Genomic DNA, 13111 nt, shown 5'->3' on the forward strand with positions numbered 1-13111 from the left:
TAACAAGGAGCTTCGATTAACAATGCGTTTCACAGCTAAAATTTTTATTCTACTTGCCAGCCTCGGACTTAGCGCCTGTTCAGCCTTCGATTGGATGGTATATAAGGTTGATATCCCACAGGGTAACTACATCGACGATGCCAAAGTAGAACAGCTCCGCGTCAACATGACCAAGGAGCAGGTTCAATTTGTATTGGGTTCACCGATGTTAGTAGATGCTTTCGACCAAGAACGTTGGTACTACCTATACAGTTACAAAAGTGGTAATGGCTCACTCGAACGAAGAAATTTGGTGGTTGAGTTTGTGAATAACCACCTAGCGCTGGTTGAAGGTGACTACCAAATTAGTAAAGACTTTATGGTGCCTCTCGAAGACGAAACCAGCTAACTGCCCCCAAGCATATAAAAAAGCCAGATCATCGATCTGGCTTTTTGGTTTAAGCTTCAGCGCGTTGCTTGGGCCTGCCACCGGTGGTTTTATCTGCCCTCCCCGCAGCCTTTGCGCGTTCAGCTCTAATTTTACGAAGCTCTTTAGGATCGGCAATTAAGGGACGATAGATTTCAATTCTATCGCCATCACGCAAAGTTTGATCCAGTTTAGCCGCTCGACTAAAAATGCCAACCGAAGCCGACTCAGGCTCAATCTCTGGAAAGTGATCCACAATACCCGACTGCTTAATGGCGGCCAAAATATCGCAGCCTTGTGCAACACTCAGTGCCAGTAATACTTGACGCTCTGGTAAGCCATATACCACTTCAATATTAATTTTTTCGCTCACCACTAATACACCTGTTTTGCTCGGTCGACAAAAGCCTGCACCATCGAGCCGGCCAATTCTTGAAAGACTCGGCCAAAGGCCGCTGCAATCAACTTGTTGCTAAATTCAAAGTTCAAATCCAGCATCACCTTACAGGCTTGCTCATCTAAAGCGACAAAATGCCATACTCCAGTTAAGGACTTAAACGGCCCATTCACCAAATTCATCTGAATCGATTGATCTTCAGTTAAAGTATTTTCCGTCACAAAGCTGTTTTTAATACCAGCCTTGGCCACCCCAACCTGAGCCACCATGCTCAGTGGGCCCTGCTCAATAATTTCACTACTCACGCACCCCGGTAAAAACTCGGGATAAGCGTCAACATCATTCACTAATTGGTACATTTGCTTGGCGCTAAACATCACCAAGGCACTACGGTTTACTTGCGGCATAACCCACTCTTTCTTCAAATCTGGCAACATTTTAGCATTCGCACGGCTAAACCGCACAATATCAGTTTTAAACCCTCGCTGCATGCGTATAATAGCGGCCTATGAGTAAGAATAAATCAAAATCAAAAGCCGGTTCAAATACCATCGCGCTGAATAAAAGAGCGCGCCATGAGTACCGTATCGAAGATAAATTCGAAGCGGGTATTGAACTTCAAGGCTGGGAAGTTAAATCAATGAGAACCGGTAAGGTTAACATCGCCGAGAGCTACGTATATGTTCGCGACGGTGAAGCCTTTGTTTCCGGTTTAAATGTTCAACCCTTATTATCGGCTTCCACTCACGTGGTTGCCGACCCAACCCGGATCCGCAAACTGCTGCTAAACCGACGCGAGTTAGATAAACTGATTGGCGCGGTTGAACGCCAAGGTTATACCATTGTTGCCACGGCGCTCTACTGGAAAGCCTCTTGGGCCAAACTAGAGATAGGCTTAGCCAAAGGTAAGAAAGATCAAGACAAACGCGAAGACGAGAAAGATCGCGAATGGCAACGCACCAAAGACCGAGTGATGAAACACAGCTTTAGATAAACACTCAACTGGACAAATAAACAGCATTTAAACCCAAGCCGCTATCGGTTTATATCAGGCTTGTGTTAGAATGTTCTAGAAATTCCGGGGCTGAATTGGATTCGACAGGATCAGGAAGGCTTGTGGAGCATGTCGTGGGGCGGTTTGCCACGTAAAAAGCCGCAAAAAAATAGTCGCAAACGACGAAAACTACGCACTAGCAGCTTAATAACCTGCTAGAGCACTTCTACCCTAGCTTCCGCTTGTAAGACGGGGAATCATAGAAGTTCAAACCCAAACAAGATAGCGAGGGACGCTTTGACTAGAGAGCCGAACCGCGAAATAGAATTCTGGTATGTGAGTAAGTGGCGTGTTTGTTCGCAGCTTGCTAACGAGAATAAAGACAAACTAAGCATGTAGCGCCATTGGTTAGAATGGTTTTGGACGCGGGTTCGAAACCCGCCAGCTCCACCAATACCACAAAGAAAGACGTCTTAGGGCGTCTTTTTTTGTACCTGTAATTCGCCTTAGCAATACAAAGTATGTAAATCCACGCCCCTGCGTGAGGGGCGACTTGAGCATTTGAAGCGCAAAGCGCAAGCCTATCGTTTCAATCCACGCCCCTGCGTGAGGGGCGACCGTAAGCTGTTTTTATGTACTTAAAATCACTCATGTTTCAATCCACGCCCCTGCGTGAGGGGCGACATCAAAACCAAGGGGGATGCATGAGAATAAGTAAGTTTCAATCCACGCCCCTGCGTGAGGGGCGACGCTATAAGACCGTCAGACGAAACATTATCAATTTGTGTTTCAATCCACGCCCCTGCGTGAGGGGCGACCTATCGCCGTACTTAAGCGTGATCACTCAACCGAGTTTCAATCCACGCCCCTGCGTGAGGGGCGACTAGCCACTGGGAAAGCACGCCTTACTCGGTCAATGTTTCAATCCACGCCCCTGCGTGAGGGGCGACCCTAGTTCTTTTTCAGGGATTGCCGTAAAAGCATGGTTTCAATCCACGCCCCTGCGTGAGGGGCGACTCAACAAGGCGCTTGGTGATACCAGTAAAATAACAGTTTCAATCCACGCCCCTGCGTGAGGGGCGACGAGCCAGATTGCGATAAATCACCGTGATGCACTGTTTCAATCCACGCCCCTGCGTGAGGGGCGACATGAATAAGGAGCAATACAAATAATGGAAACACCAGTTTCAATCCACGCCCCTGCGTGAGGGGCGACGACAGCTACAAAAGAAACCAACGCGCAAAAACTGGTTTCAATCCACGCCCCTGCGTGAGGGGCGACGTAAACGAAGCCAAAATACTCGATTGGCTCCTAGTTTCAATCCACGCCCCTGCGTGAGGGGCGACACGGGGGGTATAGTGGCAGGTAAAAGTTACCATGTTTCAATCCACGCCCCTGCGTGAGGGGCGACAGTTAAATTGATAGCAGAACAGCAGCAAAGACCAGGTTTCAATCCACGCCCCTGCGTGAGGGGCGACTTTACGTGAGCATTTAAAGCGCGGTTGGTTTGATGTTTCAATCCACGCCCCTGCGTGAGGGGCGACGCCTGAGGGAGTAGGGACGTTATTTGTTATTGATGTTTCAATCCACGCCCCTGCGTGAGGGGCGACTTTTATTGTGATTGCGTTAGCGTAGAGATTGGGTTTCAATCCACGCCCCTGCGTGAGGGGCGACTTTGCTGGGGTCATTGGTGGCCCTCCATGTCAGGTTTCAATCCACGCCCCTGCGTGAGGGGCGACAACGGTGAAATAAAATCATTAATAACACCACTTTGTTTCAATCCACGCCCCTGCGTGAGGGGCGACTGCCGTGATTAAACGACAGGTGTAGCTTAACCTGAGAAGCCATGATTCGCTAGCCTAGTCATTAAGAACCCGAGTTCTCACGCTGCAACGGTCACTATCTCGATTAAACCTTTATTATTCAATGCGCTAAAAAAGCGCTAAACTACCGTGTTTTTAAAGAGCACTGGGGGTTAGCGTTCAAATAATCAAACTATCTTTGAATATGTCTAGTGCAGGCTTTGCACCATGGTGCTCAACCTTGCTTCGCCAGCCCTTGCCAAGCTTATAGAATCTCAGGCTATCGACTTCTTCATCATAAATATTAAGCAACTTCGCCTTAAAACTTAACCATTGTGCGTAGGTAATCTCACACTCAAAAACCGAGTACTGCACCCGCACACCGTAATCTAAACAGGTTTTCGCCAAATGACGTAAACGGCGTTGCCCGCCATCATCTTGCAAGCTTACATCGTAAGTAATCAGTACCATCATAAAAGTCTACCTATCGCGAATAAAAGGGAGGGTAATTCGCTAAATCACCTCGAATATGCCGCGCTAAAAGCATCGATTGCACATGGGGTAATAAGCCGATTTGAATTTTTTCTTTCAAAAATGGATGAAGAATTTCTTCTTGCTTTTTAGCCTGATAAGACTGGAGTAACAGTTTTCGCGTCTCATCTTTCATGGTAACCCCGCCAAGCATGTCTACCGTAAAATCTTTAGCCTTTATTTGTTGTCGGTTCACTAAAGTAAGTACTGTTCGATCCACAATATAGGCTCGAAATTCTTCCAATAAATCTTGAGCCAAACTGTCTCGACCTGGTCGCTCTGCATGTAAAAAACCAACTTGTGGATCGAGCCCTACACCTTGCAGCGCTCCGCTGATTTCCTTCCCTAATAGGGAGTACAAAAAAGAGAGCATGGCATTAATGGGATCTTTCGGTGGCCGTCGACTTCGACCATTAAACCGCAGCGCTTGATCATCCACTTTTATCAAGCCTTGAAAAACACCAAAATATTGGCTGGCAGCTTCTCCCTCCAAGCCTCTAATCTTATCTAAATCGGATTGAATTTTTAGCGCTTCGACAATTTGTTTCATTCGCTTTAAGGTTCGACTAAGAGCTGCGTTTTCTCCATGATTTCGCCGGTGACGTAACAGCAGCGCGCGTGAAGACTGTACTTTAGCGGCGACAATATCTCTCGCAATTCCCACTTTTTGGGGGTTGACCAACGCAAACTGAGCCCGTCGCAATAAAACATTGCCGCTTTGTTGACCCACCAGCCGTCCCTGAAATCGACCGAACTGATCGAAAAATGCCAGGCCAGTGCCATTTTCTCCGCAAAATCCCATCAATTGTGGCGATACCATGACATTGCCAAAGCAAAAAATACCACTGATCGAGTGGATGGGCACCTGCATCAATTTTTGCTTCACTCCATCAACCCGCTGCTCTATTAGCAAGGTTTCTCGTGCTTTGTGTAAATAAGCACCATCGCGGGTAATATACAGGGTATTTTGAAGTTTCTTCACTGGCTAACCTCATCATCGTAAAGCTGGCGAATATAAACCGAACTGGGATCGTTAGCTGATAGCAGTGGTTGGCAGGGTTCAATTAAAGAGCAAGCTTTGCAGCGTTTTGTATACTCCGCTACTGGCGTTTGCTTTGTCGAGAATAAATCATGAACTTGAGCAATCACGGCTAATGTTTGTTGCCGCAACGAAGCATCAATAGTAACCAGCTCTCGACGACGAGTTTGCCAATACCACAGCGCTCCCTGCTCTACCGAAGTGGCTGTCATCTCTTCTAAACACAGCGCCTGTGCGCAGAGCTGTATAGCATCAATATTGTCTTGTTTAGCTTTCCCTCGCTTATACTCCACCGGTGTTAATTGACCAGAAGCCAGATCTTTTTCCACTAAATCCAGCTTACCAGTCAATCCGAGCGTCGGAGCATTCACATGTACACCACGCTCGAAACGAACGCCTTGGCGTGTTTCTGGTTCTCCACTATCCACTCGCTGATGCAACAACTGGCCGTGAGCCGTGAGGTAGTTTTCGGCCCAAAGCTGCTCGTTGTGGATCAGAGCACACTGCCTTGGGCAAAACGCATAATGCTGCAAGGCAGAGAGTGGTATAAGGCGTTGGTCTTGCGCTGTCATTACCAAGCAATACGTTTGAAAAGTTCCAGCCCTTGAGGCCAGTTTTCTTCATCGATAGCGAGTTGATAATCACGAATACTACGAGCTGGACCATCGGTCGTTTTATCCACCCTTATTCGATCAAACAAACTATGCGCTGGCGCATTACCCAAGGCATTGTTATGTTTAAACACCAATAATGCCCTCGCGGCCATTTCACCTCGACTGGCAGAACGATCATGATCAAACATCTGCTCCAAAGCGGTGAAAAATAATTCCAAATCTTCATCACTAAACCCGGTCTGCTGAGCCAAATGAGCAGAAACGAAACCGTGACAGCAATAAAGGCCATAAGGTACGGTAAATTTTCGTCCCATGGTTCGATTATCACCATCTTGCGCTTCTGCTTCTTTTTCCGTTGCAACAGCCATCCTTGTAATACTGTGCTCACTGCTTACAACTGGGTCAACAGAACGAGAGAAGGTTAGTTGTACAGGCCCTCGAACCTGCCCACAGTTGACACCAGTAGACATCACCGCACCAAATGTCCGTACATCAAAAAAGTTATTACACATCCATTGTCGAGCTTCGCCCGTTTTATCACCGCCTTTTCTTTTTTTGTCATTTTTTAGTAATTCTTCTGCACCTATTCCAATATAAGCTCGTTCATGTTGGTTGTTTAGCACCGCTTTTTCCTTCACATAAATCTCATACGGCGGTTGCTCTCCCTTTACCAAAGTGACAAAATTTCGCACCTTGCGCTTCAGACAAACATCGGTGACCAAACCTTGGCCAGTTTCAGTATCCAAACGAGGTAAATTACCGGCATCAGGATCACCATTTGGATTGCCGTCTTTAACGTCAAATAACAGCACAAAGTCATATCGATTTTGCAGGCTCATAGGGTAGCTCCTTCTTCAGCCGATGATTTTTGTTGAGTCTCTTTTTTTGTATATAAAGATTGTTTCTGGTGATAATAGCCAATAGCAAACAGGCCCTGTTCATCTAAATTCAAATGCGCAGGAAACTCTTGGATAGATGTAACTATTTCTTGTATACGACGATCAGTAGTGACCCTGTAAGCGCCAGCAAGCTTATTGAGATGATGTGTTGAAAGTCTTATCAAGGTTGCAAACACAGCCTTTGGTGTACAACTTGCGCTGCTGTAATAACGGTCCCTGATCGTACTATTGAGTCCACTCCCTTGAGCATCCTGCTGCAATTTTTCGAGAACAGCGAACAGCCTACCCAAACGGTAGCCAATACGGGTATCTTCTTGGTTAAGTGACACAGTTAACTCCTTGTCTATAGAACTTAATACTTTGTTTATCTGTCGATGTCTTCGGTTAAGGCACGCCTTGAGCAAACAAGCTCTTTCGTAATTAACATAGCCACGCTCGGCTTTAATACGTCTTATAACCCCTTGAAAAAGAGTCGCGGGTAGCGGTAAACCCTGCAAAATAGCCAGATAGATATCCCCCATCAAGTTTGGCGGGAGATTGTCGGATTTTTGTAGTAAAGCGGTGCTTAAAACAAGTCGATACAAGGATGGAAAACCAAAAGCTTCATACCCTATTATTTGTATATCGCGAAACCAATCAGCAATGCGCAGCCTGAACTCGGCGACAGTTCCACATAGCCAAAAGCGCACCACGATCCTAGCCGGAGCATTCGGTGCGAGACCTAGTACATAAAATCTCTGTTGGTCATCCGCATTTTGTGCCGCACCATCATATAAACTCCGATAATGCTCAATAACTTTCTCTACGCCTTGATCTGGGGCATCGCTCTGCTGCCCAAACAGCATCGGCAGTTCCGTTTCAAGAGGAGCGTCGCGTTGCGCCCAACAAACCAATGTAGTGCCGCTAACGTATAGTTTTTGCTTAGAATCTCGGCGCAATAAATGGTTCAGCGCAGTTGCATATTGAAAAGCTGCCAGTTCACCAACTGGAAAATTGAGCCCTTGACTTTTTCCATACGATTCAAATGCTTTAGCATTTATAGACGCCAAAGGCGTGGGTTTTCCAACAATCTGCCCAATGCCGTCATGCAACCGCGCCACAGGGCCTCGTTTACCGGTGACCAAACAGACCCCATGTATGCTTTCAGCTCCGTTATCATCGGCCGCTATATACGATTGCAATTCAACCGCCTGACAACATAAGTGGTCCTCTCCTGCGCGCTGAAAAGCCAAATTACAGCCTTTAATTTTTAAACATTCGGCATAGATTGGATCTGCTCGAACCTTATCGACTTCATTGGGTTGGCTAAGGAAACCTTGCACCGCGCATGCGTCTAGACAATCAGGCAGCTGTGCCACTATCTCGTCCACCTGCCGAATAAAACTTTGATGTTGCTTATGAGCCATCTCAATGTCTTTCTCATTTGGTGGGATATCAGGTTTATCCTGTTTCGGTTGATTTAACAGGTAGCCATAATGATCCCAAAGTAAATTAGCAACTTCGTAAGATTTTCCTCCTGAGCGCTTTTTACCCTGAGGCACCAAATAATCACGAGCCACGAGTTTCTTACCTTGAGGTTCACGTGTATCTTTCAGTACAATAAAACGACCGTTATCGTCGATCACCACAACAAACGGAATGGCCTTCTGCTCAAAGCCTTTAGACGCAAGGCCAGAATCTCGATCCCTACTTTTACGTTGATAATATTCACATAGCGCTTGTAAAATCATCCGCGCACCTCGTCACTATTCTTTATTGGAACCGTAATAACCCCTTTAGTCATTCGTGCGCTGAAAAATAGCGGCTGCGGATTGGATGGGTCAGAAAAATCAAGGTCAAATAGCATCCAACCAAGTTCTCGATCTTCCTGAATAGGTAGTGTCCGCTCAGCAGCCATATCAACTAACTTAAACGCACAAGCGAACTCGCGCGTACCTAGGTAAGGTTGGTTAAAACACTGCCCTTTTTCAGCGCGACGACGAAACATTTCTGCAAATTTTGCAGCATTATCTGATGGTCCAGCTTTGTTGGTTAACACAAATTCCGCATGTAGGCGATAGGCGACATCCCTGAGCAACAAACTTGCCCGCTGCTGTCGGTCTTCCTCTATATAGCTCGCTAATTTGCCACTTCCCTGTTTCATTGCGGACTTTACGTTACCAACAGGTACCACGTTACCAAGCTCGTTACGCCGTAGGTTAAGCCAGCGAATCGGTGCTAACACCTCAATTTTTTTCACCCGCCATTCAATCGCCGGTTTCCAAAGAACCGCCTCAAAAATACTGCGAGCAGCAGAGGGGGTAATCACATCATAACTAACCCGCTCAACTTTCATTTCTGGCCGAGTGAAACAAGCGAACTCGCCGCTCACCTCCAAGCAAAACCCCATAAAAACCTTCCTTTGATATCACGCTGAAATCTGTACTATCCCTAATAACTCATATCTGTTTGACAAAACAACTACCAACTAAACACGTTAGTTAACCTATATATAATCCGACGATTACCTACAAAGCATGTACACGACAAAACAAAGCGCACTTAACACTGCAAATAATTTGAAGGGGGGCATAACATTTAACTCTCTAAGTGCTTTTGGCAACCAATTCATCTCTATCTCCCAACTAACGTACTTAACCTGATTGTTGTAACATTATGAGTCACAACACACTATCAACCTTATCAATATAAAATATACTAATTCACTCGATAGATAAGATCAACAAGTACTAATTCACTCGTTAGATATTTCTTTTTGGGTGTGATTCATTTAATATGCCACCTGTCATGCTAATGTTGTTCTTTCATTAGCGTGTGGGTTGAAACACTCGATAGATATCACTTGATGATATAGAGGGTACCGTTAGGTGCCCTCGCCCTTTAAATAATTGTGCTTTCAGCATCCAACATTGCCATTGGTGGAACAACACCAAACCGAGGATCATAGTTGCACTCTTCAACTACCCACAACCCTGCTTCTTGATAAAGTACACCAGCGCGATGCAACTGCTTGGCAAACTCTTCCGGTAAATTGATGGTATAGCGCTGCAATTTGCGATAGAGCCACTTTTGACTAGGATCCGCTTTTAACATCTGTATCCATTGAATAATCGGACTTTTATCCACTCCTTGCGGTAAAAAAGGCACCACAACCGCAATCCCACAGTTGTCAATTAATCTAAATTTTTCGGCTGCTTCACGAAATTGAATCGTTACCGCGGCCGTCGCCAAATCCTGTTTCGCAAGCAGAAGCTGATTAATCCCGTGTTTATCCCGTGAGCCTTGGTTATTCAGCTGGCGAAAGAAACGTTTAAAAGCTTCAGGCGCCAGAGGCTCAGCGAGCGCCCCCGTGTTTAAAAGTTGTAAAGTCGCCTGTTGTGACTGACGAATAAACCCTACAGGTGGTAATTCTGGCGGATTAAAAACCACCACTCGTCCTAAGCCCTCCAGCTTACCCTCACGATTGCAACGCCCGGCACTTTGTGCAATTGAATCAAGGCCAGCCATAGCTCGATATACCACAGGGAAATCGACATCAACCCCTGCTTCAACGAGCTGAGTGGAGATCACTCTCAGTGGCCGCATATCTCGCCCCTCTCGTTTCTCGCACAAGCGCAGCTTTATTTCATCTAATGTCGCTGTTCGGTGCGCCGCACACATCTGTGCCGAAAGGTGTAATCGACTGGCATCGTCCGGTAAAAGGCTAAACAGCTCTCTAGCCTGACGACGAGTATTTACAATAGCCAGCACGCAATCTTCGGCTAATAACTGCAGAGCAAGCTCTTCCCAGCTGGTCTTCTTGTTTGATGGGACAATATTCACTTCGACTCGTTGCAGTTCTACGGCTAGTTTCGTCGGGTCTTCGCAGATCTCATGAACTTTTTCGAATCCTTCAAGCAGGGTCGCACCAGATACAGGTGCTTTCTGTGTTGAAAAATCAGGTTGTGTCGCGGTACATAGCACCCAAGTAACCCCGAAGTATTGAGTCAGGTTTTTCATGCAGCGAACAATGGGGGCGTGAAAATCTCTAGGGATCTGTTGCGCCTCATCCAAAACAATAACAGCGTCTCTTAAATTGTGTAACTTCCGGCAACGACTGCTTCGACTAGCATGCAAGGATTCAAATAACTGCACATTCGTTGTCACAATCAAGGGTGCATTCCAATTTTCACAAGCCAATCTGCTTCGGTTTGATTCCTCACCACTAGGTTGATCCAAATTACTATGATGTTCAAGCACGGCATCGTCACCTAGGACATCACGAAACACCTTTGCGTTTTGTTCAATAATACTTGTAAAGGGAATTGCATAGACAATCCGCCTCTTGCCATGAATGCGAGCATGTTCCAATGCAAAACCAAGACTAGATAGTGTTTTCCCCCCTCCCGTAGGGACTGTCAGGCTAAAAACACCGGGTTCTTTTGTTGCAGCCTGTATACATGATTGGTAAATATGATTACGAATACTATTAAGTTGCGAATGCTCGCTCTTCACCTGAAATTCACTCATGTAACTAAAAAATCGGTGCTGTAGCTGAGCTAACTCCTCAAAGCCATTGCGTTTATCTGCTTGATGTGGCTGCATATAGGCTTCGGTATCCAGAAAATCAGCGTCTACCAAGGCAGAAAATAGCATTCGCAACCATAAAGCCGTTGCAGCGGGATCCCCGGCAACTATTGGTAATTTCGGAAGAGTTCCTCGTAAGATATCCTCAGGTATATTTTCCTTTAAACAGGCTAGGTATTCCTGCTGACCCCCATTGGTCAAGCGATAACTCAAACTGCCCTTACCACCACTCCAATCAGGCAACCCCGCATGATGGCCCGCAATTAAATAAGCCAACAAATGCCCATAGCCCTTACCTAATGTTTCTATCGCATGAATTGCACCAGCGGTCGAATGAGTGACCCTTTGTGACTTCCCCTGTTCTATATGCGCGTTTTCGCGCTCGAATCCACTTTGATTGCGAATGTAGTCCTGAAATGCAGCTTGATATTTACCCAGGTCATGCCATCGCCCCGCTAAGGCAACCCAATGAGTTGAAACACCAGAAGCTAAACTAGAAGCTATTTTTTCGACCTCAAGTAAGTGCGTATTCAATAAATGTGGCGTAGACCAAGAACCATCCTCCAACTTAACTACATGTGCGATTTGTTCATTCATTGGTGCTTTCCTTAAATTCATACACTGAATCTACTCTTAACCACGGACCATTTAAATACTGAGTAAAAACTCAGGTAAACTCACTTGACATGTTTTACGTGTATGGCACGGTATTTACCCAATCAGCCAGGGTTTAATGTCATCTAAGTTGTCTAACATTAATTGCTGAGCCTGTGGGTTTGCGTCGATCATCTTGGTATTCACCTGCATCTGCTTAAGCAGGTAGCTAACGAGGGCTGCCCGAGTGGTCATGTGCAGCTGGCCCTGCTGCATTTGATAATCCTCGGCAATCACCGTTTGCTGGGCAGGACTTAAACGCAGGTCTGGTTTAAAAACCAGTTCAATTTGGGTATTCCATGCCACGTCGCCAGTCACACCTTGTGAAGAACGCTCTGCGAGTTCGGGCTTGCCTCGAAAACGGCTCAACACAAAATCGCGATACTCGCGATGCTTCTCACACCAGGCGCGCAAATGCCAACGCGCGCCGGTATCAACAAAGGTATGCGGCACGATGATCCGGCCTTCTCGATCGGGGTGAGACAAAGATACATAATCGACTTCTAAGCGACGTTGTTGGCGCATTGCTGCGACCAAGCCACACATCACGCTCGGTGATACCTGCCGTTGCGGGGGCGACAATTGAAAGGTATGTTTCGCGGTTTCGGTCATTCTGCGATAGGGGGAATAAGAAGCGAGCCAAGTGAGATATTCATCGGCCTGAGTAGTAAGCAATAGGGGGCTAAAATTGTCGGGGGGTACAAAGCCCTTTACCGAGGCCGTATATACTAACGGAGTTGCGCTCGCCTGATTATAGGTACCCAGATCTTTGCTAGCTTGTTGGCGACTAATCCCAAACTGTTCGCATAAATGACGAGTAGTTAAGCGCCCTTCCCAATAGGCGATCAATTCGATAAACCAATCTCGACGGCTCATTTATTATCACCACGCTGGATTTAATATCTTTTATATCAAAATAGAAAAAATAAGAAAGCGTTTGGCGGTGATCGTTGCAAAAACTTAGACAAGCATTTGATTAAACGCAAAAAAGCCCTTCGATACAGGGCGATATTCACAACAATTCAAGCGTGGTTGTACTCTACCGAAAAAAGTAAAATTGCAAAATGAGTATTTTCCTGTAATTGAACTGCCCGTTTTTAAGCAAGTGAGCAGGCTTTAGCCCTTGCCCCATCCCTGATGCAGATGCCCATTGCGGTATCACCCGACAGATCACGATGCGGCGGCATGCAAATCTTAAAACCCCCAAT

Annotated in this window: 12 protein-coding genes, 1 other RNA gene and 1 CRISPR repeat array; of the genes, 3 read left to right on the forward strand and 10 right to left on the reverse strand. The window is 46.2% G+C overall.

Features of this window, described 5'->3' with window-relative positions:
- The first annotated feature begins 22 nt into the window (after positions 1–22).
- Positions 23–388, forward strand: coding sequence for an outer membrane protein assembly factor BamE (locus ACRRSX_RS16385; RefSeq protein WP_432452148.1), 366 nt, complete (start codon positions 23–25; stop codon positions 386–388).
- A 49-nt stretch (positions 389–437) separates the two neighbouring features.
- Here the strand turns inward: ACRRSX_RS16385 and ACRRSX_RS16390 are convergent, their stop codons facing one another.
- Together ACRRSX_RS16390 and ACRRSX_RS16395 are read right to left on the reverse strand one after the other, a co-directional pair.
- Positions 438–779, reverse strand: coding sequence for an RnfH family protein (locus tag ACRRSX_RS16390; RefSeq protein WP_432452147.1), 342 nt, complete (start codon positions 777–779; stop codon positions 438–440).
- 2 nt (positions 780–781) lie between these two features.
- Positions 782–1210: an SRPBCC family protein gene (locus ACRRSX_RS16395; RefSeq protein WP_432452146.1), complete on the reverse strand. Its 429-nt coding sequence runs from the start codon at positions 1208–1210 to the stop codon at positions 782–784.
- A gap of 101 nt (positions 1211–1311) precedes the next feature.
- Here ACRRSX_RS16395 and smpB point away from each other — a divergent pair, with 101 nt between their 5' ends.
- A complete protein-coding gene (gene smpB / locus ACRRSX_RS16400) occupies positions 1312–1797 on the forward strand; it encodes an SsrA-binding protein SmpB (protein ID WP_432452145.1) in 486 nt (161 codons plus the stop codon).
- 86 nt (positions 1798–1883) lie between these two features.
- Positions 1884–2250, forward strand: a transfer-messenger RNA (tmRNA) gene (gene ssrA / locus ACRRSX_RS16405).
- 68 nt (positions 2251–2318) lie between these two features.
- Positions 2319–3603: direct repeats of the CRISPR family, unit length 32 nt; unit sequence GTTTCAATCCACGCCCCTGCGTGAGGGGCGAC.
- A gap of 177 nt (positions 3604–3780) precedes the next feature.
- On the opposite strand, the gene cas2 is transcribed toward ssrA, so the two are convergent.
- From cas2 to ACRRSX_RS16445, 8 genes are all read right to left on the reverse strand, one after another.
- A complete protein-coding gene (gene cas2 / locus ACRRSX_RS16410; protein ID WP_432452144.1) occupies positions 3781–4074 on the reverse strand; it encodes a CRISPR-associated endonuclease Cas2 in 294 nt (97 codons plus the stop codon).
- A gap of 10 nt (positions 4075–4084) precedes the next feature.
- A complete protein-coding gene (gene cas1c / locus ACRRSX_RS16415) occupies positions 4085–5113 on the reverse strand; it encodes a type I-C CRISPR-associated endonuclease Cas1c (RefSeq protein ID WP_432452143.1) in 1029 nt (342 codons plus the stop codon).
- Entirely contained in the window at positions 5110–5742 is a 633-nt protein-coding gene (cas4, locus tag ACRRSX_RS16420; protein ID WP_432452142.1) for a CRISPR-associated protein Cas4, read from the reverse strand. Before cas4 ends, cas1c begins: the two co-directional genes overlap by 4 nt.
- Positions 5742–6623, reverse strand: coding sequence for a type I-C CRISPR-associated protein Cas7/Csd2 (gene cas7c, locus ACRRSX_RS16425; RefSeq protein ID WP_432452141.1), 882 nt, complete (start codon positions 6621–6623; stop codon positions 5742–5744). Before cas7c ends, cas4 begins: the two co-directional genes overlap by 1 nt.
- The gene (gene cas8c, locus ACRRSX_RS16430) at positions 6620–8413 is read right to left on the reverse strand and encodes a type I-C CRISPR-associated protein Cas8c/Csd1 (protein ID WP_432452140.1); all 1794 of its coding nucleotides are present in this window, start codon (positions 8411–8413) and stop codon (positions 6620–6622) included. Before cas8c ends, cas7c begins: the two co-directional genes overlap by 4 nt.
- Complete coding sequence (gene cas5c, locus ACRRSX_RS16435; RefSeq protein ID WP_432452139.1) at positions 8410–9072, reverse strand: type I-C CRISPR-associated protein Cas5c; 663 nt, start codon at positions 9070–9072, stop codon at positions 8410–8412. Before cas5c ends, cas8c begins: the two co-directional genes overlap by 4 nt.
- 491 nt (positions 9073–9563) lie before the next feature.
- Complete coding sequence (gene cas3 / locus ACRRSX_RS16440) at positions 9564–11846, reverse strand: CRISPR-associated helicase Cas3' (protein WP_432452138.1); 2283 nt, start codon at positions 11844–11846, stop codon at positions 9564–9566.
- Positions 11847–11960: 114 nt separating this feature from the next.
- Positions 11961–12779, reverse strand: a complete 819-nt coding sequence (locus tag ACRRSX_RS16445; protein ID WP_432452137.1) for a helix-turn-helix transcriptional regulator — start codon at positions 12777–12779, stop codon at positions 11961–11963.
- Between the last annotated feature and the right edge of the window lie 332 nt (positions 12780–13111).

It is taken from the genome of Agarivorans sp. QJM3NY_30, from assembly GCF_050870855.2.
Classification (GTDB): Bacteria; Pseudomonadota; Gammaproteobacteria; order Enterobacterales; family Celerinatantimonadaceae; genus Agarivorans.

Coding starts and splice junctions, on each gene's coding strand:
- ACRRSX_RS16385 (WP_432452148.1), top strand. CDS start 23: ATGCGTTTCACAGCTAAAATTTTTATTCTACTTGCCAGCCTCGGACTT.
- ACRRSX_RS16395 (WP_432452146.1), bottom strand. CDS start 1,210: ATGCCGCAAGTAAACCGTAGTGCCTTGGTGATGTTTAGCGCCAAGCAA.
- smpB (WP_432452145.1), top strand. CDS start 1,312: ATGAGTAAGAATAAATCAAAATCAAAAGCCGGTTCAAATACCATCGCG.
- cas2 (WP_432452144.1), bottom strand. CDS start 4,074: ATGATGGTACTGATTACTTACGATGTAAGCTTGCAAGATGATGGCGGG.
- cas4 (WP_432452142.1), bottom strand. CDS start 5,742: ATGACAGCGCAAGACCAACGCCTTATACCACTCTCTGCCTTGCAGCAT.
- cas7c (WP_432452141.1), bottom strand. CDS start 6,623: ATGAGCCTGCAAAATCGATATGACTTTGTGCTGTTATTTGACGTTAAA.
- cas8c (WP_432452140.1), bottom strand. CDS start 8,413: ATGATTTTACAAGCGCTATGTGAATATTATCAACGTAAAAGTAGGGAT.
- cas5c (WP_432452139.1), bottom strand. CDS start 9,072: ATGGGGTTTTGCTTGGAGGTGAGCGGCGAGTTCGCTTGTTTCACTCGG.
- cas3 (WP_432452138.1), bottom strand. CDS start 11,846: ATGAATGAACAAATCGCACATGTAGTTAAGTTGGAGGATGGTTCTTGG.
- ACRRSX_RS16445 (WP_432452137.1), bottom strand. CDS start 12,779: ATGAGCCGTCGAGATTGGTTTATCGAATTGATCGCCTATTGGGAAGGG.